This is a genomic window from Pseudarthrobacter sp. NPDC055928, from assembly GCF_042270935.1.
Taxonomy (GTDB): Bacteria; Actinomycetota; Actinomycetes; order Actinomycetales; family Micrococcaceae; genus Arthrobacter.
In genome coordinates this window covers 218,347-241,367 of record NZ_JBHJZH010000005.1, presented here as the reverse complement: position 1 = coordinate 241,367, position 23,021 = coordinate 218,347, and the positions used below count along the sequence as shown (strand labels likewise).

At 60.3% G+C, this 23,021-nt stretch carries 17 protein-coding genes; 9 read left to right on the top strand and 8 right to left on the bottom strand.

The window, feature by feature from the left end; all coding sequences use genetic code 11:
* Positions 1-134 precede the first annotated feature (134 nt).
* The 3 genes from ACFC25_RS09305 (at position 135) to trxA (ending at position 3,261) form a co-directional block, all read left to right on the top strand.
* On the top strand, positions 135-1,697 hold the full coding sequence (locus ACFC25_RS09305) for an ABC transporter substrate-binding protein (RefSeq protein ID WP_376044883.1): 1,563 nt from the start codon (positions 135-137) through the stop codon (positions 1,695-1,697).
* A gap of 244 nt (positions 1,698-1,941) precedes the next feature.
* Positions 1,942-2,898, top strand: coding sequence for a thioredoxin-disulfide reductase (gene trxB, locus ACFC25_RS09300; RefSeq protein ID WP_376044882.1), 957 nt, complete (start codon positions 1,942-1,944; stop codon positions 2,896-2,898).
* A 36-nt stretch (positions 2,899-2,934) separates the two neighbouring features.
* Positions 2,935-3,261: a thioredoxin gene (trxA, locus tag ACFC25_RS09295; RefSeq protein WP_131132027.1), complete on the top strand. Its 327-nt coding sequence runs from the start codon at positions 2,935-2,937 to the stop codon at positions 3,259-3,261.
* 5,186 nt (positions 3,262-8,447) lie between these two features.
* Here trxA and ACFC25_RS09290 read toward each other — a convergent pair.
* From ACFC25_RS09290 to rpmH, 8 genes are all read right to left on the bottom strand, one after another.
* On the bottom strand, positions 8,448-9,719 hold the full coding sequence (locus tag ACFC25_RS09290) for a ParB/RepB/Spo0J family partition protein (protein WP_376044881.1): 1,272 nt from the start codon (positions 9,717-9,719) through the stop codon (positions 8,448-8,450).
* A 66-nt stretch (positions 9,720-9,785) separates the two neighbouring features.
* Complete coding sequence (locus ACFC25_RS09285; RefSeq protein WP_337345169.1) at positions 9,786-10,853, bottom strand: ParA family protein; 1,068 nt, start codon at positions 10,851-10,853, stop codon at positions 9,786-9,788.
* Positions 10,854-10,942: 89 nt separating this feature from the next.
* A complete protein-coding gene (rsmG, locus tag ACFC25_RS09280; protein WP_337345170.1) occupies positions 10,943-11,593 on the bottom strand; it encodes a 16S rRNA (guanine(527)-N(7))-methyltransferase RsmG in 651 nt (216 codons plus the stop codon).
* Between the two features lie 21 nt (positions 11,594-11,614).
* Positions 11,615-12,178 (bottom strand): R3H domain-containing nucleic acid-binding protein, encoded by a 564-nt coding sequence (locus tag ACFC25_RS09275; protein ID WP_337345171.1) that lies wholly within the window; start codon positions 12,176-12,178, stop codon positions 11,615-11,617.
* Positions 12,178-13,152: a membrane protein insertase YidC gene (yidC, locus tag ACFC25_RS09270; RefSeq protein WP_337350458.1), complete on the bottom strand. Its 975-nt coding sequence runs from the start codon at positions 13,150-13,152 to the stop codon at positions 12,178-12,180. Before yidC ends, ACFC25_RS09275 begins: the two co-directional genes overlap by 1 nt.
* Positions 13,153-13,168: 16 nt before the next feature.
* On the bottom strand, positions 13,169-13,564 hold the full coding sequence (gene yidD / locus ACFC25_RS09265; protein ID WP_337345173.1) for a membrane protein insertion efficiency factor YidD: 396 nt from the start codon (positions 13,562-13,564) through the stop codon (positions 13,169-13,171).
* Positions 13,557-13,967, bottom strand: coding sequence for a ribonuclease P protein component (rnpA, locus tag ACFC25_RS09260; RefSeq protein ID WP_337345174.1), 411 nt, complete (start codon positions 13,965-13,967; stop codon positions 13,557-13,559). The genes yidD and rnpA overlap by 8 nt, the downstream gene beginning before the upstream one ends.
* Positions 13,968-14,007: 40 nt before the next feature.
* A complete protein-coding gene (gene rpmH / locus ACFC25_RS09255; RefSeq protein WP_003800212.1) occupies positions 14,008-14,145 on the bottom strand; it encodes a 50S ribosomal protein L34 in 138 nt (45 codons plus the stop codon).
* A gap of 468 nt (positions 14,146-14,613) precedes the next feature.
* Here rpmH and dnaA point away from each other — a divergent pair, with 468 nt between their 5' ends.
* From dnaA to gyrB, 6 genes are all read left to right on the top strand, one after another.
* The gene (gene dnaA / locus ACFC25_RS09250; RefSeq protein WP_337345175.1) at positions 14,614-16,035 is read left to right on the top strand and encodes a chromosomal replication initiator protein DnaA; all 1,422 of its coding nucleotides are present in this window, start codon (positions 14,614-14,616) and stop codon (positions 16,033-16,035) included.
* 526 nt (positions 16,036-16,561) lie between these two features.
* Positions 16,562-17,686 (top strand): DNA polymerase III subunit beta, encoded by a 1,125-nt coding sequence (gene dnaN, locus ACFC25_RS09245; RefSeq protein ID WP_376044880.1) that lies wholly within the window; start codon positions 16,562-16,564, stop codon positions 17,684-17,686.
* Positions 17,687-17,808: 122 nt separating this feature from the next.
* Positions 17,809-18,693 (top strand): phosphogluconate dehydrogenase (NAD(+)-dependent, decarboxylating), encoded by an 885-nt coding sequence (gene gnd, locus ACFC25_RS09240; protein ID WP_376044879.1) that lies wholly within the window; start codon positions 17,809-17,811, stop codon positions 18,691-18,693.
* Positions 18,694-18,738: 45 nt separating this feature from the next.
* A complete protein-coding gene (gene recF, locus ACFC25_RS09235) occupies positions 18,739-19,938 on the top strand; it encodes a DNA replication/repair protein RecF (protein ID WP_337345178.1) in 1,200 nt (399 codons plus the stop codon).
* Positions 19,931-20,491: a DciA family protein gene (locus tag ACFC25_RS09230; protein WP_337345179.1), complete on the top strand. Its 561-nt coding sequence runs from the start codon at positions 19,931-19,933 to the stop codon at positions 20,489-20,491. Before recF ends, ACFC25_RS09230 begins: the two co-directional genes overlap by 8 nt.
* 393 nt (positions 20,492-20,884) lie before the next feature.
* A complete protein-coding gene (gyrB, locus tag ACFC25_RS09225) occupies positions 20,885-22,969 on the top strand; it encodes a DNA topoisomerase (ATP-hydrolyzing) subunit B (protein WP_337345180.1) in 2,085 nt (694 codons plus the stop codon).
* Positions 22,970-23,021 lie beyond the last annotated feature (52 nt).

Here is a 23,021-nt window from a genome sequence, read left to right as displayed (position 1 = left end):
ACAGCCCATCGGCTAGGATCGAAAGTGAACAAGGGTTGTTGCAGTCAAGCGTCAGCCGGCCCGCCGGCAGGCCCTGGAACGGCAGTGGCACCATCCACAAGCCGGCAATTTCCCGGACAGTCTAGGAGGAACACGTGTCCCACCCGATCGATGTTGGATCAGTACTCGGCGGCCGCTACAAGGTCACAGCCACGGTATTGACTTCACACGACCAGGATCTGGTGCTGGACGGGGTGGACCAGGTTCTCAACCGTCCAGTCAGCATTCTGGTCGCCGGCCCGGAAAATACCGAGCAGGTTGCCCAGAGCGCCCGTGAAGTTGCCACCGGTGAACGGCCCGGCACCGTCCAGGTCCTTGATCTTGGTGTCACGGAGGCAGCCACCTACCTGATCACCAATCACACTTCCGCCGCAGACCTGCTGGACCTTGTGGTCGCCTCAAACCCGCCGTACGTAGAGCCGTTTTTCACGGATACGCTCGGAAGTGAAATCTTTGGCCAGGCACGGTCACATGAACCGGAACCGTACGACGACGAAGAGAACGTCGACGCCGGCTACATCAAGTATTCGGATGATCACCCGAGCCAGGTCGACCCTTACCGAGCCAACCAGCCGGTGGTTCCGCCTAAGCCGCCCGCCCGGCCCGCTTCGTCCCCTGCGGCTGGCGCGGCCGCCGGAGCGGCCGGTGGTGCTGCTGCCGCCGGCGTTGCCGCTTCCGGAACCGCGTCCCAGCACGTCACCTCCCCACAGCCGCTCCAGCCGAACGGCCGGCAGCCCAATGTGCCGGTAGCCGGGGGCTCCGGTTCCGCGGACAGCACCAGCGCGGCCTCACCCAAGGTCTCCCTGTGGAATGAAGAGGACTACAACTACGGTACGGACCAACAGGAAGCCGCCTATGATGAGCCGGCAGCGACCGCCGCGCCCCGCCAGGCGGATCGTTCCTCTGGGAAGTTCCCCGCTTTTGCCCGTTCTGCTGCGCCCGCAGCGGCAGCGACATCCTCCGCCCCCGCAGACGAACCCGAGACCTACTACGACGACGACGAGCCCGAGCGCGAGCCCCGCTCCATGCGCTGGCTGGTCGGGGGCCTGCTCGCCGTGGTCCTCATTGCTGGACTCGTCTTCGCTGTGACCAATCTGGGAAGCCTGTTCCGCTCTGATCCACAGGCAAACACCACTGCCACTGGCTCAAACGCGGCTCCTTCGGAATCCGGTCCGGCCAACCCGACCGCTACTTCGACTGCGCCAGCTGCACCTCCCGCCATCGAGGGCATTACCCGCCAGGGTAATTTCGATTTTGCCGCCACCTACGATGTGGACCTGGTGAAAGCGTTTGATGGCAATGCCGCCAGTTACTGGTCTGACATGGAGTTTGCCACTGAGGGATGGGGCGGGCTAGCTCCTGACGGTGTGCCGCTGTTCATTAAGCTGAAGAGCCCGGCCACTGTTTCTTCTATCACGCTGACCCAGCTGGGAGCATCCGGCGGTAACATCAGCGTGTTCACGAACGACCGGCCATCATTGGATGGCGCCAAGCAGGTGGGGACCAACAGCTTCACCTCCACCGATCTGACCATGCCCCTCGCTGAACCTGTTGACGCCCAGTACGTCATTGTGTCCATCAAGTCTTTGCCCAAGCTGGCTGCGCCTAAGACGCGATATGGCTACGGCATCCGTCTTGCCGAAATCAAAATCCAATAGTTCACGCGTTCTTGTCGTTGCAGTCGAGCCGCGCCAGTTCCCCTTCACTCTTGGGGTAACAGGCGCGGCTCTGCTGTCTGCAGACGGTAATCTGGTATGGCGTCGTTGTTGAGGTGACTTTGCACCGTTACCGGATGGTTCCTTCGTTTACCGGCGCCCGGAATATTCAGCAATGCGATTCAGTTGTGCCATGTGGCCACCTCCACGGGGTGGCGCATCAATTAAGGAAGAGGTTCACCGTTCAGTGAGCAACGCAGAAAACACCGCGTCCGAAGTACGTGATGTCATCATCGTCGGCTCGGGCCCGGCTGGTTACACGGCCGCCGTCTACACGGCGCGTGCCAACCTCAAGCCCTTGCTTCTGGCGGGCTCCGTCACCGCTGGCGGAGAACTGATGAACACTACCGACGTTGAGAACTATCCGGGCTTCCCCGAGGGCATCATGGGCCCGGACCTCATGGAGAACTTCGAGAAGCAGGCGGCGCGGTTCGGTACGGAGATCCAGTTCGAGGATGTCACCGCACTGCAGCTTGAGGGCGATGTCAAGACCGTCACGATCGCCACGGGTGAAACATTCCAGGCACGCGCAATTATTCTGTCGACGGGATCCGCCTACCGTGAACTGGGACTACCCAACGAGAAGCGCCTTTCCGGCCACGGCGTGAGCTGGTGTGCAACCTGCGACGGTTTCTTTTTCAAGGACCAGGACATTGCAGTCATCGGCGGGGGAGACTCCGCCATGGAGGAAGCGCTGTTCCTGACCAAGTTCGCAAGGTCTGTCACAGTAGTCCATCGCCGCGATTCGTTGAAGGCTTCGAAGATCATGGCTGACCGAGCGCTGGCCCACGAAAAGATCAGTTTCATCTGGAACAGCACCGTGGCCGACGTCATTGGCGAGAACAAGGTAACGGGACTGAAAATCAAGAACCTCCTGGACGGATCCGTTTCCGACCTCGCTGTCACCGGGGTCTTCGTTGCAATCGGCAACGACCCCCGCACTGAGCTCGTGAAGGACACTTTGGATATCACGCCCGCCGGCACCATCGCCGTCGAGGGCCGCAGCTCCAAAACCAGCATCCCTGGCGTCTTTGCCGCCGGAGACGTTGTGGACCCCACCTACCGTCAGGCCATCACGGCTTCCGGTTCGGGCTGTGTAGCAGCCATTGATGTAGAGCACTACCTCGCAGACCTTCACGCCTAATTCGCGTATCCACCCTTTGAAGAGAGAGAAAAGGTTATGAGCAACGCAAAAGACGTAACTGATGCAAGTTTCGGCACGGACGTCCTGTCAGCGGACAAGCCGGTCATTGTGGACTTCTGGGCGGAGTGGTGTGGCCCTTGCCGCAAACTGGGCCCCATCCTCGATGAGATCTCCGTGGAGTACAGCGAGAAAGTGAACGTCGTCAAGGTCAACGTTGACGACAACCCGGCCATCGCGGCTGAGTATGGCATCACGTCCATTCCCGCCGTTTACCTGTTCCAGGATGGGCAGGTCAAGAACACGGTGATTGGCGCCAAGCCAAAGCAGTTCTTTGAGAAGGAATTCGCGGACGTTCTGTCCTAAGGGTTCTCGCTGGAACTGGGCTCATCGCTCAGCCGCCAACCGGATGGCCACCGCTTCCAAGCGGTGGCCATCCTCTTTTAAGCGGCTGAAGTTACTGAGGTCCACCACTTATGCCGCGATCTGCTGGGTTATGTGTCCATTTTTCGTTTAATTCGTATCGCATTTGTTCTCCCAGCCGTCCTGAGTGTCACTTTCTGGACTTGCCTGCAACTGGGGGAGCGCTGGGCAAACTTGGTGAAGTTCCACTTGTATAGGCACGGCTCCGAGCCCGTGTTTCACGTGAAACATTGCGTGGCCTTGAAGTGGCAAGAGATGGACTCTGTGCGGCATGCAGTGGAGGGCGCCCATTCAGGTCTGTCATCCTGAGGGAACCCGAGCAGACCAGCCCTCGATGTGCATCAGCTCTGGAGGCCGGTGTCTGTCATGGGGCCGGAACTCTCCTGGATCGCGAGATGTACCTCAAAGCGACACCTCGTCATTCCCGTCGGATGAGCATAAGGTGCCATAAGCGTATGGCAGGCTCACGCCTCTGGTGAATCAGTTCCTTGGGGCTGAGCTAAAGAATGACCCGGCGCCGCACTTCCATCACGAGTCGATACTTTGACTTCATAGTTGCCCGGGTGGATTCCATGCGGTGCTCTGCGACATTTTCCGAGTCCATCCAAGGCTGTCGAGCGCGTGTGGGACCCGTGGATGAGCGATTCGCGCACCTCATCGGAAGTCCCTGCCAGTCGACAAAATAACGTGTTTCACGTGAAACATAGCGAGTCATCCTTCCTACATACAGCGGCCCACAATTGGACGAGCACATGATCCGCCGGTGCACATCCAGTGCAACATTCCCTAGAATTCTGGCTGCGCCACACCCGCCGAGAAAATGGAAAATCGCCAAGGAACAATGGCAACAACCGGATACGGCTAACATCCAGCTTGCTGTGAGAATCAAACCGCCCTTTTCGACAGTTATTCACCCTATCTGTCTGCAAGTCGCGATTACTCTTACGGTCGGTTGCCTGCCGCAAAGTTTGGTGGCAAAGACCGGTGGCAACGTCAGGCTCGGCCGCTCAGGACAGGGGACTGGGCCCCTCGGGATAGGGGACCGAGTCGGAACGTCGATCTGCAGCAACGGGCGCGTCCAGGGTTCCTGAAACACCCGCCATAACGCCATCGTCCCCGGAGTCCACGACTACAGATTCACTAGTGCGCGGCCCAGGGCAACTCATGGCGCAGTCGCCGAGGTTTCTGAATCTGGCTGGTCCCCATCGATTCATCCTGTCTCTTGAGCCCACCACCTGAGCATCTGGTGCAAACTCTGGGCGACTACAGAATAGCCCTACTTAATCTGGCACCAGCTCAGCCAGACAAGCCAGCCCCATTCTAGAAAGCTACATTCGGGCATATCGCCACTGTGGACGGGGAGGAGGACCTATCCACTGCGCGAGACAGGCCACCACGTCCGCCGGCACCAGCAATCGAAGGCACGACGTGTTCGGCCGCCCGGCAGTACGCCGCACGACTTGTCCGCCTGCGAGTTTTCGTAGGGGCTCAGCGACCCAATGGACAACGCGTCGGGTATTCTGTCCGCCTCTACTCAGCTCATCATGTCCTTGGAACCAGAACACCAGGACAAAGCCACCAGGGCCACGACGCCTTCCGGCTGTTTCACGTGAAACAGGACTCAAGCAGTGGCAGCCGCCAACCGTGGCGGTACTACGATCGACTCTTGCTTGGCTACATCCCAATTGGCTTCGTCGGCTGGCTTCCTCGGCAATGTCGGCTTGCAAGTGCGTTGACACTACTTCGCATAGCCCTAGCCCTGCACTTTGCCGAACCCAACGCCCGGGGCGGTCGGCACTACGCTGGCTCCCGGACAGAGCAGACAGCCTTCCGGTACGCCCTTCGGCCTTAGCTGCCGGTATGCCCCTTCGGCCTAGTGCTGCTGCCGCGGTGCATCAGTGCATGCGACCTGCAGCCCGGCTCGGAGCTTACGGGGCCCTTTGGCTGCTGTTGGCGCCACGAGCGTGGCCCGGACGGGCGCAATGTTTCACGTGAAACACCCTAGCCGTCCTTGGCTGTAAGGAACCGAAAGCGCGAGGCACACATGACGGAGAAAGCAGTCGCTTCGACGGCAAGACCCCAGACACGCACCTGCCGAAATTGGGGCCGCCTAACCCACTCGCACCTTAGGTGCTAATAGGGGCAGTGCTAGTCCTTTGAGAGCCGCACATCCCAAACGTCATGGAAGTGTCCGGCATCAGCCGGCGAGTGTTAGACGCCGTTATGCCGCTAAACAGCCACCGCCCAGAGGTACGCAAGGCACCACGCACAGGTCCCGTCGCGCGGGTGACATCACGTACCGGTCCGATCTTCAACCATGCACGGCCTTCCGTCGATCGGTCAATCAGTAGCGAACACGTCTTACTAGACGATCGGGTCCTGGTTGCGCGGATAACCTAAGGCAACAACCCTCCACTGTCGAACCCATGTTGAGGCACTCAGAGGGGAAAGCCGCGCCAAGCATGCCGTGATCCATTCCATGGCAGTGACCGATTCTTGAACCCGCGTCTCACATACCGTTCCGCCAACGGAACAAAGCACTGACTTTGAACCAGTTAGGCTGGAGGCTTCACCTCGGTGGAAGGCCAGTTTGTCAACAGGCTGCATGCTTATCCCCAGAAGTTATCCACATCATTATCCACAGGCTTATGCACAAGGTGGTTTTTGAGAAATTAATCACAGGAACGCAGGACTGCCATTCCTTGCCTAGCGCCGACATGGGCTGGCGGAAGTCCCCTTGAGCAGAACCCCCATTGCCCCCACTTCTGCGCTACTATTGGGGCCCTTCAAGCCCGAAAATCAGCTTCAGTAAGCGAATATTCCGGTATTTCCGCCCGGGCCGAGACAACCTAGTGTGTTTCACGTGAAACAGGCGGCCGTCCAGTGAGTAGGGACCAGCCAAAGAGAACCCAGAAAACAAATGGGGCGTCGACACCGAAGGGGCTCGCGGTATGTCCGGCCGGCTTCTATCCACAAAGTTATCCACAGCGTTATCCACTGCACAATACACAGGTCGTCCCCAGACTACGTCGACCCAAGCCTCTCGTCTAAGGGCGTCTGCCAGGCTTTCAGGCAACCAACGTCCAACTCCTCACCGGTAGCATTCATAGTTCTTTTCCGTCCGGACACATGGAGTGGACAGCTCACCGACAACCTCCTGGAGTCAAAGACCGCTCCGCGCCCCACCTGGGACAGGCCGGCTGGAATCGGACGAATACGTCCATCCTCCACCCTTGTGTTGTCACGCGCTCCGGGGCCGCCAGTCCGGAGCCAACTCCTCCTCCAAGCGGCAGTCTCTCAATTCCTTCGGACGGGGCTCCGTCGGTCGTTGAGATCAGCTGTCAATTAGCGGTTCAAATTCTGCACCACGCTCGCCCTGGGCAATTGTTGTCGGGGTACTGAATCCTGCCTGCTGATTGGCCAAGCCCCATGGCGACGGAACACCTCGGCATCCGTCCTGAACCGACGAGGGCGCTCAAGGAGGGGGAGTGCCGATCAGCTCCCACCCCAAGAGGCCATGTCTTCCCCTGCATCTGCAGCGGGCAAGAATCATTCGTCTTTTAGGCTTTGGTCCCGGACTGCCGGACCGATCACCCATTGTGGAGGACTAAGTCTCCAAGATCGACAACGCGATGAAACAGGCCCTGCCAGATCGACGATGAGGTGCATGGCTGGTCCGACAAAGCCGCCGGGTGGGGGACTGTCAGCCTGGCGTGCTCCCTCCACATGAGATTTCCATTCCGAAGCGTATAGAGTGTCCACGCTCTGGTTCATCGGGACGAAGGCTGCTGAATAGCTCAACAGGAGATTGTCCTCTGCATACCGTGGTTCAGTACGATCCAAGGCAAGGACCGAACCTAGCCTGCCCAGACCCCCGAAGACGAATCAATTTGGGCAGCAAGGTGTCCGACGTCAGAAAATAGTGGCCGTGGGCTCCGACGCTCTGTATGTTGCCAGCTCAGCCTCTTCCCACGATGACGGTCCCATGAGGGGCGTAGCGAACGTGAGGCCCGTAGCACGGCTGTTGGGCCGCCCAATGAGGTGGACCTTCATATCGCCCCCACTGTGGCCCCGGGCCGCCTCCGGGACGCAGATGCGCCCTGGATGGTACGGGTAGTGATGGATCTGGGGGCCTTCAGAGACGGGCAAAGCAGACGCAGTGCCACAATGAGCGGGTAGGAGTTCACTGCCCGTCCGGACCTGTGAACTTTCCGGCTGGAGTAGTGCTGTTTCACGTGAAACAATCCGCCGAAGAAGCCCTCAGAAAGGCCAAGGCAATCGTCTTCCGCTCGCGGAAGGAATGCGCATGCTTGGGCCGCGGCCGGGATGCTTCTAATAGTTCCATGTTTGGCTCTGGCCTATTGACGTACAGTTGCAAGCTTTGAGGCCTGAGCCGGCATCCTGGGCCGAGGCAACGCATGCACTCCAAGGTACCCAGATTCTAAGTAGCCGCCGGGCTAGACGTACCCAACATCTGGGATTTCCGGCATCGGGGAGCAAGTTTCCGCCCAAGTCTCTGCATCGCCGTGTGTTTCACGTGAAACGACAGGGGACACTGTGGATCGTTCTGCTCCCACGGTGCAAGTGCCCTGGACGAACGGTCACAGAGATCAGGTTCCACGACCTGAGAACCTTGTGTCCCAGAGTGAGCGCCGCGACCGTAGACGAAACAGAAAGTCCCGGAAATGGCGCCACCAAGTTGGAAGCCATGCTAGGAAGACTCTTTTCACGTCCCAATTCGATGAGCCTGGGCTCGATTCCGGAAATGTATCCGAATAGCCTCGAAAGCTTCCCGTTTTGTTCGCCGTAATAGAAGAAACACGAACGTTGTGGTAATCGCGCGTCAGTGAACGGACGGAACGCTGAACAGGAACCAACACATGCCGCAGGACTCAAAAATGCAATCCATAGGGTTCACCCATCAGCGCGGCCCGATATGCGTCCAACCTGATTCCGCCGGCTGGCCCTAGTCCCGACCAAGCACGGGAGTGCAGCGGCCTGGAATTTGTGCCCAAGAAGTCACTAATGACATGGTGCTCCCCACAAACGAACTGCGCAGCCCCTCGTGGAAACGAAGACAAAGAAGGGGGCCTGTTTCACGTGAAACAGGCCCCCTCATGCGTATCCTTTTAGCTGTCCTGGCCCGGAGCCAAGACCTCCATGATCCTGTTTAGGTCCTCAACGCTTGCAAATTCGATGCTGACGCGTCCTTTACGCACTCCAAGCGAAATCTTGACGTTTGTATCCAGGCGGTCTGAGAGTGAAGAAGCCAGGTAATCAAGCCGCTCGTGGCGGGCGCCAGGGCGCGGAATGTTGTTCTTGGCTGGCTTCGCCGGGTCCTGGTAAAGAGTGACCGCTTCCTCGGTAGCACGCACGGACATACCTTCGGCCACGATCTTCTGCGCCAGGCGTTCCATCGCTGCAGCATCGGGAAGAGCCAGCAGGGCCCGCGCGTGGCCCGCCGATAGAACACTTGCCGCCACACGCCGCTGGACCAGTGGTGGCAGTTTTAGGAGTCGGAGCGTATTGGAGACCTGCGGCCGGGACCGTCCGATCCGGTCTGCAAGCTGTTCGTGAGTGGTGCCAAAATCTTCAAGAAGCTGCTGGTAGGCCGCAGCCTCTTCCAGTGGGTTGAGCTGGCTGCGGTGCAAGTTCTCGAGCAGCGCATCACGGAGAAGGTCATCATCTGTGGTGTCACGGACAATCGCGGGGATGGTTTCCAGGCCTGCGGCTTGGACAGCCCTCCACCGGCGCTCACCCATCACCAACTCATATGGTTCACCACCGGATTCGGTTGATGTGCGCACGACAATTGGCTGGAGGACGCCTATTTCGCGGACTGAGTGAATCAGCTCCGCCATGTCATCTTCATCGAAGACGGAACGCGGCTGTTTCCGGTTCGGGTGGATGTCACCCACGGGAATTTCGGCGAACCGCGCTCCGGGCACTTCCACCAAGTCAACACCGTTGTCGATCTGCTGGGTGTCCTCGGAAATGGCAGCTGATGTCCCGGCGGGGGCCTCGTCCTCGGCAAGCTTGGGGGAGCTGGGCTTCGCGGCGGCTGTCCGCTGCTTCGACGGTTCATTCGCAGCTGCCGGCTTAGCCTCAACTTTAGGCGTAGCTCGCGGCGCCGTCTTGGGCGCGGCCGATTTCCTGGCCGTGGGCGTGACATCAGTTTCAGCCTGTGCATCAGCAGCCGCGGGTTCGGCTACGCCGGGCGTCCTGTCAGACGGCGTACGGTCGGCATCATCCTCAACCGAGGTGACTTTTTTCCGGCCTTCAGGAAAGAAGAGATCCACTGGCCGGGACGCTGCAGCCCCGTTACCCGACGCACTGCCAGAGGCGGAACTTGGAATGAGTGCGCCAAGACCGCGGCCTAAGCCCCGTCGCTTTTCGCTCATGGATAAATCCCTCCAGTGGTAGAGCCTGACAAAGCCCGGCTCCGGTTGTTGCAGTTTTCGAAGATTCTAGCGTTCAGCAATTTCAGCTGCGGCTTCCAGGTAAGACAGGGCTCCACTGGAGGAAGGATCGTAAGTCATCACGGTCTGCTGGTAGCTTGGCGCTTCCGATATCCGGACGGAGCGTGGAACCACCGCACCCAATACCTGGTCCGGGAAGTGCTGGCGAACTTCTGCAGCTACCTGCGCCGCCAGGTTAGTCCGGCCGTCGTACATGGTCAGAAGAATTGTGGAGACTTCCAGGTCAGCGTTCAGGTGCTTCTGGATCATCTCTATGTTCTTGAGCAACTGGCTCAGGCCCTCGAGGGCGTAGTACTCACACTGGATAGGAATCAGTACTTCGCCAGCGGCGCAGAAGGCATTTACTGTGAGCAGCCCCAAACTGGGCGGGCAGTCAATGAAAATGTAGTCCAGGCGTTCTTCGCCGTTCTTGGCTCGGGCCTTGGCATAAACATCAATGGCCCGGCGGAGCCGCTGTTCGCGGGCCACAAGGGAGACGAGTTCGATCTCCGCGCCGGCGAGATGGATGGTGGCGGGTGCACAGATCAGGTTGCTGATATCAGGGCAAGGCGCCACAACGTCGGCGAGCGGGAAATCGTTGATGAGGACGTCATAGATACTGTCCACATCGGCATGGTGCTCGACGCCCAGTGCTGTAGAAGCATTGCCCTGGGGATCGATGTCAATGACCAGGACGTTTAAGCCGGCCGCTGCCAGGGCTGCTGCGATGTTTACGGTAGTGGTGGTCTTGCCAACACCACCCTTTTGGTTCGAGACCGTGAAGATCCGAGTCTTCTCGGGTTTGGGCAACTCCCTGCCCAGGAGGCGTTCCCTGCGCTTGGTCTCATGGGCAAGTTCACGGGCGATCGGGCTGGAATCGTCCATCGAGTCAAAAACATTGGTTTTACCGGAAGTGGTTGTTTCACGTGAAACAGCGGCCATCGTTGCAAGTTCAGCAACCGGATTCGGGTGAATTCCGCCCCGTCCTGGTGCGTATCCCGGCCCAGCAACTGATCGTGCTGACCCCAAAGACACAAACGGGGGAATCCGTTGTGTGGAGGCTTCGCTACTGGTCACTGGGACACACTCACTCTCGTTCAGCTTTTTGCTGCCGTTGTCTAGCCTAACCGCTTCGCCCTGTAGACCAAGGTTACCGGGGCCCGGCGCTAGGCAATCTTTTGGGACTTATTTACAACGATGCGGACCACGGTGGTGGGCTCCTCCAGGAGATGCTCACCCACCGTGACCACGGACGTCTGGACGCCACCGAGTTTCCTGATGACCTTAGCGGCTTTTTCAATTTCCTCGCCCGCGCTGCGGCCCTTGATAGCCACAACCTCACCCTTGCCGCCAAGCAGGGGAATAGTGAGTCCAGCCAGGTTACTCAGTGCTGACACCGCACGGGCGGTCACCACATCGGCATTCACATGCCCCACGGCGAGCTCCGCCCGCGTTCGCATGACCGTCACGTTAGCCAAGCCAAGGTCATCCACCACTTCCTGGAGCCAGATCACCCTGCGCTCGAGAGGCTCAATCAGGGTCAGTTCCAGGTCCGGACGGGCGATGGCGAGGCACAGTCCGGGGAGGCCTGCACCGCTTCCGACGTCGGCAACATGGCTCCCGTGGGCGATCTCACTTTCGATGACTGCGCAGTTCAGGACGTGCCGGCTCCACAGCCGCGGGATCTCACGCGGGCCGATGAGCCCACGCTCCGTTCCAGAGGTAGCCAGGTGCTCAACGTATCGCTTAGCGAGGTCCAGCCGGTCGCCGAAGATCTTCTCTGCGGCCAGCAGTTCAGCTGCCGTGATATCAACCATGATTAGCTGTTCAGCAATTCTCTAGTCAGCGGATACAACGATGTGGCGGCCAGCGCCTTCACCTTCGGATTCACTGACCAGACCAAGGTCAGCTACGGCGTCGTGGACAATTTTGCGTTCGTAGGCGCTCATCGGCTCGAGGGCCACGGCTTTGCCGGTCTCCTTGACCGAAGCGGCGGCATCCTCAGCGATTTTCTGAAGGTGTCCGGCACGCTGCTGGCGGTAGCCATTGATGTCCAGCACCAGGCGCGAACGGTTCTCGGTGGCAGACAGGACAGAAAGGCGGGTCAGTTCCTGCAGCGCTTCCAAGACCTCTCCGTCTTCGCCCACGAGGCTGTCCAGGCTGTCCGATTCCTCTTCGGCCACGATGGAGATGTAGGTGCGGCCGTTGCGGACCTCAATGTCAATGTCGCCATCGATGTCAGCGATATCCAGAAGTTCTTCGAGGTAGTCGGCAGCAACATCGCCCTCTTCTTCCAGGCGGCTGGCCGTTGAGCCCTTCGTGGAAGTGGCATCACTCACGGACTCGTCGCGGTCTTCGGTGACCTCGTCGGAAAGGGCGTGTTCGGTGCTCTCGGCTGACATTACTTCTTCTTCCTGTTCTTGCGTTGTGGCTGAATGCGCTGACCCTTGGCCTCGATGATTGCAGCGGCAGCGGCGGCCTCTGCTTCGGCGTCGGCCTTCTTCCCGCCCAGGATGGGCAGGGCCGGCAGGCCCTTGGCCGCACGGCGCTCGGCCAGTGCCTTGGCGGCAGGGGATCCCGGCGTCGGCATCCGTCGGATGACAAAGAATTGCTGTGCCATGGTCCACAGGTTGGTGGTGGTCCAGTAAATCAGCACACCGATGGGGAAGTTGATGCCGCCCACGCCGAACACGATCGGCAGGATGTACAGCATCATTTTCTGCTGGCGCATGAACGGGCTGGCCATGGCTTCTTCAGACATGTTCTTGGCCATGATCTGCTTCTGCGTGATGAACTGCGAGGCCGTCATGGCCAGGATCATCACGATCGACAGGACATAAACGGCAACTACGTTGCCCTCGGGGTTGTGCAGCAACGTAGCTGACAGCGGCGCTCCGAAGATGGTGGAGTCATCAAACTGCAACACCTGTTCGTGGCTCATCGCGCCGATGCTCTTGCCCTGGTCACGGGCCGTGCTGATGCCGGAGAGAACCTGGAACAGCGCGAAGAAGAACGGCATCTGAATCAGCATGGGCAAGCAGGCGGAGAACGGGTTGGTGCCGTGCTTCTTGTACATGGCCATCTGTTCCTGCGCCATTGCCTGGCGGGAGAGCTGGTCGGTCTTGCCCTTGTACTTGTCCTGGAGTTTCTTCAGGTCCGGCTGCAGCAGCTGCATGCCGCGCTGGGCTTTAATCTGCTTGACGAACACCGGGATCAAAGCGGCACGGATCACCAGCACCAGGCCGATGATGGAGAGCGTCCATGTCCAGCCGGAGGCCTCCGGCATGCCGATGGAACTCAGGCCCTCATGAAAACCCACCATGATGATGGACACAAGCCACTTGAACGGAAACATGATTGTTTCAAAGAAGTCCATACGATATCCCTATTCGTCAGGCCGCAAGGCGGCCTTCTCCATCAGTCTGAGCAGCCAGGTACTTGTCCGGGTTGTTCAGCACAACAATTGTGGGGGTCCGGTTTTCAGGCCATTCCCGGTGGCCGGCGGGGACATGGTCCACGCCGCCGGCATTCCACGGGTGGCAGCGGGCGAGGCGCCGGACGGCAAGCCAACTCCCTTTGACTGCACCATGGACAGTGATTGCTTCAAGGGCGTATGCCGAGCATGAAGGGAAGAAGCGGCAAACCTGGCCGTACAAGGGGGAAATCACCTTGCGGTAGGCCTTGAGCAGCAGAATGAGGATGTTGCGGGGCAGGTTCCAGATGACCTTGCCCAGGGTGACGGCAACAGGCTGCAGGAAATGGACGACGGCGGCAGTCACGTTATGCACGCTGTGTCCCTTCCTGTGTTGTACCGGTAGAACCGTTAACAGCAGCCCGCGGAAGGCGGCTGCCCAACCGGCTCACCGTCGATTCCAGCGCGGCGTTGTAGTCCGCCAACAACTGATCCCAGCTGGCGGCCGCGGACGCAGGCAGAGCCCGGACCACTATGGCGAACCCGGTACCGTACTCGCGTAGCGAGGCAGCACCGGCTTCCCTCAGTCTCCTCTTAACGAGGTTCCTGACCACAGCGTTCCCGACACCTTTGGAAACGATAAACCCGATCCGGCTGGGTTCGTCGGCAGCGATAGCTGCCGTATATAACACTACGTTCCGGCGCCCATTGCGGACACCGGAACGTACGGTTGTTGAAAAATCGGATGCAGTCCTCAAACGGTTACGGGTGGCCAGCACCTTAAACTCGCAAAGAAATGTAAACCGACGAGTCAGTTATTTAGGCCGACAGTTCGGTGCGGCCCTTGCCACGACGGGCTGCCAGGATGGCACGGCCGGCACGGGTACGCATACGAAGGCGGAAGCCGTGCTTCTTGGCTCGACGGCGGTTATTCGGCTGAAAAGTCCGCTTGCTCACGTTAGTTACTCCAGTGGATCAAAGGTGCGCCCACCCGATCAGTAAAGGGGAAGAACTGGCCGACGCTAAGTTTTGTAATGCACGCTTCCCCCGGCTGCTCGAACGCGGTGCGTCTGAGAGATTCAGATGGGGCCAAAAAGCGGACACAAAGGACTTCACAACGTTAGGGCAAATTACGCCCGAGAGTCAAACCGGGATGGCCCGCGGTCCTTGTCCCCAGCTGTGGTTAACCATCCACAACAGCCTGTGGATGAACTGGCTCACAGGGCCCTTTTTAGAACCACACTGGTGTAATTATCCACAAGCTACTTCCCAGCTATCTTCTGGCGTTTTGATCCCCTAGAGTGGCTCAGTAGCCGATTATCCACGGACTGTGCATAACCCTGTGGATGAAGCTGGACCAGCATCCTGGTTCCGGACTTGGGGCTGCAGGTAATGCAGGCAAAGCAAGTTTTGAGGAACTGATTGATGACAGTAGACGAAGCCAACCACGCCAATACTGTCGGAAGTTCCTGGCGGCGCGTTGTCAGCCTGCTGGAGCAGGACGACCGCGTTTCACCACGGCAGCGGGGCTTTGTCATCCTGGCCCAGGCCCAGGGCCTGATCGGTTCAACCCTTCTGGTGGCCGTCCCCAACGAACTCACCCGCGAGGTCCTGCAGACGCAGGTCAAGGATGCGCTGGACGACGCACTGCACAACGTTTTCTCCGAGGACATCCGCTGTGCCATCGACGTGGACACCGATCTGGTGCCCATCCATGAGGAGCCGGAACTCGTCGTCGAGCCGTCCTTCACGTCCGACCAGCTGATCGAGCAGAAGCCGCAACCCATGCTGCCGAGCACCTCCCACGAATTCGGGCGGCTGAATCCCAAGTACGTGTTCGATACTTTTGTCATCGGCTCGTCCAACCGTTTTGCCCACGCGGCCGCGGTGGCCGTTGCCGAAGCGCCGGCCAAGGCCTACAACCCGCTCTTCATCTATGGTGACTCGGGGCTGGGCAAAACCCACCTCCTGCACGCCATCGGCCATTACGCCCGCCGCCTCTACAGCGGCATTCGTGTCCGGTACGTGAACTCTGAAGAATTCACCAACGACTTCATCAACTCCATCCGCGACGACGAGGGTGCGAGTTTCAAGACCACGTACCGCAACGTGGACGTGCTGCTGATCGACGACATCCAGTTCCTGGCAGGCAAGGACCGGACGTTGGAAGAGTTCTTCCACACGTTCAATTCCCTGCACAACAACAACAAACAGGTGGTCATCACCTCGGACCAGCCGCCCAAGCTCCTGGCAGGGTTCGAAGACAGGATGAAGTCCCGCTTCGAGTGGGGCCTGCTCACGGACATCCAGCCGCCGGAACTTGAAACCCGAATCGCCATTCTCCGGAAGAAGGCGCTCAGTGAGGGCCTCTCCGCGCCGGACGACGCCCTCGAGTACATCGCTTCCAAGATCTCCAGCAACATCCGCGAACTCGAAGGCGCCCTCATCCGCGTCACGGCGTTCGCGAGCCTGAACCGGCAGCCGGTTGACGTTGCCCTGGCAGAGATGGTCCTCAAGGACCTCATCACCGATGACGGCGCCCAGGAGATCACCTCCAGCCAGATCCTCACGCAGACCGCCGAGTACTTCAAGCTCAGCATGGAGGAACTCTGCAGCAAATCACGCACCCGAACACTGGTGACGGCCCGCCAGATCGCGATGTACCTGTGCCGCGAGCTCACGGACATGTCGCTGCCCAAGATCGGCCAGGAGCTCGGCGGCCGCGACCACACCACGGTGATCCATGCGGACCGCAAGATCCGCGAACTCATGGCCGAGCGCCGTGTGATCTACAACCAGGTCACCGAGCTCACCAACAGGATCAAACAGCAGCAGCGCGACTCCTGACCCTCCGCCTCTATACCTTATTAACAGGTGCATGTGGATAACCCTGTGGACAGTTAAGGGGACAAGTGCGGTTAATGGGCTTAAAACCCTTAACCCATCTGTGGATCAGCGAAACCGCCAAAATTCTTATCCCCATCCACACCCTGTTTAAAACCTGCTTCACCCACAGTCCATGAACAGGGCTTAACCGCCGGATCCTGCGGCGAGACGGGGTTATCCACAGTTTCCACAGCAGTTATTAACACTACTAATCCCAAAAAATTGATTTCCCTCAAACAACAATCTGGATCCACACGACGAACCTGCCAGGGCCTGGCGGCCCAGGACAACCGGGATCCTTGCCGGGGATGGGTTAATCCCGGATCTTCCGGCTAAGCTGTCAGCAGCGCTCCCATCCTCGGGTTTCTTTGTGGTTCAGCAAGCGCGGACCATGCAGGTTCAGGAGTTTGGGGCACCCACTTTTGGAACTCCACGATGGAGTTCCCGGTTCAGACATGGCAGCAGCAATGAAAGGCGGCACCCTTCCGTGAAGTTCAGAGTCGATCGGGACGTCCTGGCAGAAGCCGTCACATGGACAGCCCGCTCGTTGTCTCCGCGGCCGCCAGTACCGGTCCTTTCAGGCCTGCTCCTCAAGGCTGAGTCCGGCACCGTAAGCCTTTCGAGTTTCGACTACGAAACCTCTGCCCGGCTTGAGATCCCGGCTGACATCGCGGTGGAAGGCACCATCCTGGTATCGGGCCGTCTCCTGGCAGACATCTGCCGCAGCCTGCCTTCGGCCCCGGTTGACGTGGAAACGGACGGCAACAAAGTCACGCTTACTTGCCGCCGCAGCAGTTTCCACCTGGCCACCATGCCGGAAGCCGAGTACCCGCCGCTGCCGTCGTTGCCCACGATCAGCGGTACAGTTCCCGGCGATGCCTTCGCCCAAGCTGTTTCCCAGGTCATCATCGCGGCCAGCAAGGATGACACCCTCCCCATCCTGACCGGCGTCAGGATGGAAATTGAGGATGATCTCATTACTCTCCTGGCCACCGACAGGTACCGGCTGGCCATGCGCGAAGTCCCATGGAAGCCCGTCACCCCGGGAATTTCCACCAGCGCGCTGGTCAAGGCGAAGACCCTGAATGAAGTTGCCAAGACACTGGGCAACAGCGGTGACATCAACCTGGCCTTGGCGGACGACGACAGCCGGCTCATCGGCTTCGAAAGCGGCGGCCGCACCACCACATCTCTGCTGGTGGATGGCGACTACCCCAAAATCCGTTCGCTTTTCCCCGACACGACACCCATCCACGCCACCGTGCAGACCCAGGAACTGGTCGAAGCCGTGCGTCGTGTGTCCCTGGTGGCCGAACGCAACACCCCGGTGCGCCTGGCCTTCACCGAAGGCCAGCTGCACCTCGACGCCGGAACCGGCGAGGATGCGCAGGCCTCTGAAGAGCTCGAGGCACAGTTGTCCGGTGAAGACATCACTGTTGCCTTCAATCCCCACTACTTGGTGGAAGGGCTGAGCGTCATTGAAACCAAGTACGTCCGGTTCTCCTTCACCACCGCGCCCAAACCAGCGATGATCACGGCCCAGGCGGATGTCGACGGCGAAGACCAGGACGACTACCGCTACCTGGTCATGCCGGTCCGCCTCCCCAACTAGCAGCCTCCCACCCAACTAGGTAGCAGTAGATGTCGTTATGAGGGTTCAAAACGACATCTACTGCTACCTAGTTGGGATGACGTCCCCGCAGCCACACCACCAGCGCAGAAAAGAGATCCACCGTGCATATCGGACTGATCGGCCTTGGCAAAATGGGTTTCAACATGCGCGAACGCCTGCGCAAGGGTGGAATTGACGTCACCGGCTTCGACCGCAATCCGGACGTCACCGATGTTTCCTCGCTGGACGAACTCATTGCCGCCGTCCCGACACCCCGGATTATCTGGGTCATGGTCCCGGCCGGCGATATCACCGATGCAGTCGTCACCGAACTCGGGGCCAAGCTCGACGCCGGCGACCTGGTGATCGACGGCGGCAACTCCCGGTTCACCGAGGACCAGAAACATGGTGCCGCGCTGGCCGAAAAGGGCATCCGGTTTGCCGACTGTGGTGTCTCCGGGGGCGTGTGGGGCCTCCAGAACGGCTACGGCTTGATGGCCGGCGGTGACGCGGCCGACATCGAACGGGCCCTCCCGGTCTTCGACGCACTCCGCCCGGAAGGCGAACGGGCCGACAGCTTTGTGCATGTGGGCGGGGTCGGCGCCGGACACTACGCGAAGATGGTCCACAATGGCATCGAGTACGGCCTGATGCAGGCCTACGCCGAGGGCTATGAACTGCTCGCGGCCAAGGACATCGTCAACGATCTTCCCGGGACCTTCCGCGCCTGGCAAAAGGGAACCGTTGTCCGGTCCTGGCTGCTGGACCTCATGGTGAAGGCCCTTGACGAAGATCCAGGCCTTGCCTCCATCGATGATTACGTAGAAGATTCCGGCGAGGGCCGCTGGACCGTCGAAGAGGCGATCGCCAACGCAGTGCCTGCCCCTGCCATCACGGCAGCACTTTTTGCCCGTTTCTCCTCGCGGGAAGACAATTCCCCCGCCATGAAGATGGTTTCGGCGCTGCGCCACCAGTTCGGCGGGCATGCCACCCGCCCTGCCAAATAGCTCCAATCCCCGGGACCCGAGGGTTTCGAGAATCCTGAAGACCGCGTGTACCTAGAACACCTCTCACTGACTGACTTCCGCAGTTACGCCCAGGTTGACCTTGCCCTGGAACCTGGCGTCACGGTGCTGGTGGGATCCAACGGGATTGGCAAGACCAACCTGATGGAAGCCATCGGCTACCTCGCCACCCTCAGCTCGCACCGTGTCAGCGCAGACGGTCCGCTGCTGAGGTTCGGTACGGAGCGTGCCCTGGTCCGGGCCCGGCTGGTCCGCGAAGGCCAGATCACCGTGCTCGAACTGGAAATCAATGCCAGCCGTGCAAACCGTGGCCGCATCAACCGCAGCAATCCCGTGCGTGCGCGGGACATCCTCGGGATCTGCCAGACCGTGCTCTTCGCCCCCGAAGACCTGGCGCTGGTCAAAGGTGATCCGTCCAACCGGCGCCGGTTCCTCGATGAGCTGCTGGTCAGCCTGGTTCCGCGGCACGCGGCAACCCGCAGCGACTATGACCGTGTGCTGAAGCAACGCAATGCGTTGCTGAAATCTGCGAGGGCCGGCAAGTTCACCGCCGGCCACGAAGCCACTCTTGACGTGTGGGACCAGCACATGGCCAGGGCCGGCGCCGAGCTGCTGCATGCCCGGCTGGAACTGGTAGAGCGGCTTCGTCCGCACTTGGCCAGTGCCTATGCGCAACTCACGGACGGTTCAAAGGTTGCCGACGCCGCCTACCGCTCAAGCCTGCAAAACATGATGGACGACGACGGCGGCGCAGCACCGGGTGCTGCCTTTCCGTCCGCTACGGGCGGACCGGTTCAGGAAGACCTCCGGACGCTGACGGTGGAAGAACTCACCGAAGCGTACGTCCGGGCGTTCGCCGCGTCCCGCCGCAAGGAACTTGAGCGTGGCATTTCACTGGTGGGCCCGCACCGCGACGAGCTGGAACTTGTCCTGGGCGAGGCTCCGGCCAAGGGGTACGCCTCGCACGGCGAAACATGGTCCATGTGCCTCTCCCTCCGGCTGGCGTCCTACTATGTGATGCTCGACGACGCCCGAACGGGCGGGTCCGCTCCCATCCTGATCCTCGATGATGTTTTTGCCGAACTCGATGTCCAGCGGCGGCGTAAACTGGCGGCAATAGTCTCCGGTGCGGAACAGGTGCTGGTGACTGCCGCCGTCGACGCCGATATTCCGGAAGAACTCTCCGGCCGGCGGGTGAAGGTCATCCCGGGAGGAATCGATGAATAAGGATGAAAACGGCGGCCTCCAGCCCGGCCGGGATCCCGACAACATCGACGCGCCGCAGGCGGCGCTGAATCGGATGCGCGAAGCAGCAGCGGCACGCGGCGAGATCCGCCGCAAGGCACCACCCGCCGCCGGTGCCGGCAAGACAAAACGTGGCGGCATCCGGGACACCCGAGGTTTTAGCCAGTTCCACTCCACCGGCCGTGATCCGCTGGGCCTCGGCAAGGTGGTGGGACGCCTGGTGGCCGAACGCGGCTGGACCTCGCCCGTTGCTGTCGGGTCGGTGATGGCCGAATGGGCCACCCTTGTGGGGCCGGAAATCTCCGCGCACTGCACACCGGAGAGCTTTACGGACACCACTTTGCACGTTCGCTGCGACTCAACGGCCTGGGCCACCCAGCTTCGCCTTCTCAGCATCAGCCTGCTCGAGAAGTTCCGCACCGAACTTGGTGACGGCGTGGTGACCAGCATCCACGTCCTGGGCCCGTCGGCGCCCAGTTGGCGCAAGGGAGGGCGAAGCGTTAACGGCCGCGGCCCCCGCGATACTTACGGGTGAGCCTGCGAGTTCCGTGCCGCCGTCGTCGACTATTGAATATTCGCCCAAGGGCGTGTAGGGCGATGCAACGGCCGTGGGGTGTATAGGCACCCGGAGACCGGACCGCTGGGGCGCCCAAGGCGGGGTCAACGGCCTGACAAAGGCACATTGCCTGCCGCCGAGGCCCTCCGAATGCGGGTGAACGCCGCGATCCACGATAGAATCGCAACAGATAACTGGGCGCCGGTGAAACGTTGACTGAGTCCGTTTTCCGCACGCTTCCCGCTGGCGGATCGCGGTTCCGCATGTCAGCTAACTCGCCAGCGCCATCAGTTTGTGCCTGTTGGCCGAAGCTTTCCCTGGGGGAAGGACTCCGGCCGGCCATCATCGAAAACAGAGGAGTCGACAGCGCCTGTGGCTAACGACAATACAGATATCCAGGCAGTGGAACCCGCAGTTGAGGATGCCCGTACCCCCGACACCCCGGCAGACGCTGTGACCCCCCGTGAATACGGTGCAAGTGACATTACCGTCCTTGAAGGCCTCGAAGCCGTGCGCAAACGCCCCGGCATGTACATCGGCTCGACCGGTCCGCGCGGCCTCCACCACCTGGTCTATGAAGTGGTGGACAACTCTGTAGATGAGGCTTTGGCCGGTTACTGCACGCACATCGAGGTAGTCCTTCAGGCCGATGGCGGCGTCAAGGTGGTGGACGATGGCCGTGGAATCCCCGTGGACATGCACCCCACCGAACACAAGCCCACCGTTGAAGTTGTGATGACAATCCTGCACGCGGGCGGCAAGTTCGGCGGCGGTGGTTACGCGGTATCCGGCGGCCTGCACGGTGTGGGCATCTCCGTAGTGAACGCACTTTCCAGCCGTGTTGACACCGAAGTTCGGCGCCAGGGACACGTCTGGCGGATGTCTTTCGCCGACGGCGGCAAGCCCCAGGGCGGCCTTGTCCAGGGCGAGGAGACGGACCACACCGGAACCACGCAGACCTTCTACCCGGATGCCGGCATTTTCGAAAGCACTGAGTTCGATTTTGAGACGCTTCGGGCCCGCTTCCAGCAGATGGCCTTCCTGAACAAAGGCCTGCGCATTACGCTGACCGACGAGCGCACTTCCCCGGAGGACAACGACGGCGACCTGGACCTGGACGCCGTGGTCACCGAGGGCGAAGTCACCGCAGAGCACCGCACCGTGGTCTACCAGTACGACGACGGCCTGCTGGACTACGTCAAGCACCTGAACTCCGGGAAGAAGGTCGACGTCGTCCACGAGGACGTGATTGCCTTCGAAACCGAGGACAAGGATCGGCGTATCGCGCTGGAAATGGCTATGCAGTGGACCAACGCGTATTCCGAAAGCGTCCACACCTACGCCAACACCATCAACACCCACGAGGGCGGAACGCACGAAGAGGGCTTCCGCGCCGCCATGACCTCGCTCATCAACCGCTACGCGCGGGAGAAGGGCATCATCAAGGAAAAGGACGACAACCTCACCGGCGATGACATCCGTGAGGGCCTGACTGCCGTTATTTCAGTCAAGCTTGCCGAGCCGCAATTCGAGGGACAGACAAAGACCAAGCTGGGCAACTCCGAGGTCAAGGGCTTCGTCCAGCGCGTTGTCACAGACGGACTCGGCGACTGGCTGGAGCGCAATCCGGGTCCGGCCCGTGACGTTATCCGTAAGGCAATTTCCGCGGCCCAGGCCCGTATGGCGGCCCGCAAGGCACGCGACAACGCCCGCCGCAAGAGCCCGCTCGAGTCCTTCGGCATGCCTGGAAAACTTTCGGACTGCTCCTCGAAGGACCCGGCAAGGTGCGAGGTCTACATCGTGGAGGGTGACTCCGCGGGTGGTTCCGCCAAGCGCGGCCGCAACCCGGAAACCCAGGCGATCCTGCCGCTCCGCGGCAAGATCCTGAACGTTGAGCGGGCACGCCTGGACAAGGCCCTGGGCAACGCCGAGGTCCAGTCCATGATTACTGCCTTTGGCACCGGCATCGGCGAGGACTTCGACCTCAGCAAGCTCCGGTACCACAAGATCGTGCTGATGGCCGATGCCGACGTCGACGGACAGCACATCACCACGCTGCTGATGACGCTCCTTTTCCGGTACATGCGTCCCCTCATCGAGAACGGTTACGTCTACCTGGCCCAGCCGCCGCTGTACCGCATCAAGTGGTCCAATGCGCCGCACGACTACGTCTTCAGCGATAAACAGCGCGATGCCAAGCTGCTGTCGGGGCAGGCAGCCGGACGCCGCATTCCGAAGGACAACGGCATCCAGCGCTACAAGGGCTTGGGCGAAATGGACTACACCGAGCTCTGGGACACCACCATGGACCCGGACAACCGGACCCTCCTGCAGGTCACCATGGACGATGCCCTGGCTGCGGACCAGATCTTCTCCACCCTGATGGGCGAGGACGTTGAATCACGCCGAAACTTCATCCAGCAGAACGCCAAGGACGTCAGGTTCCTGGATATCTAGCGGTACTCCCGACTGATATTCCAGAACTGACATATACCTGAAACGGAAAATA

Bases quoted from the DNA above. Each gene is read 5' to 3' on its own strand.
- yidC (WP_337350458.1), bottom strand. From the start codon at position 13,152: ATGGACTTCTTTGAAACAATCATGTTTCCGTTCAAGTGGCTTGTGTCC.
- trxA (WP_131132027.1), top strand. From the start codon at position 2,935: ATGAGCAACGCAAAAGACGTAACTGATGCAAGTTTCGGCACGGACGTC.
- ACFC25_RS09290 (WP_376044881.1), bottom strand. From the start codon at position 9,719: ATGAGCGAAAAGCGACGGGGCTTAGGCCGCGGTCTTGGCGCACTCATT.
- rsmG (WP_337345170.1), bottom strand. From the start codon at position 11,593: ATGGTTGATATCACGGCAGCTGAACTGCTGGCCGCAGAGAAGATCTTC.
- ACFC25_RS09230 (WP_337345179.1), top strand. From the start codon at position 19,931: ATGAATAAGGATGAAAACGGCGGCCTCCAGCCCGGCCGGGATCCCGAC.
- dnaA (WP_337345175.1), top strand. From the start codon at position 14,614: ATGACAGTAGACGAAGCCAACCACGCCAATACTGTCGGAAGTTCCTGG.
- ACFC25_RS09275 (WP_337345171.1), bottom strand. From the start codon at position 12,178: ATGTCAGCCGAGAGCACCGAACACGCCCTTTCCGACGAGGTCACCGAA.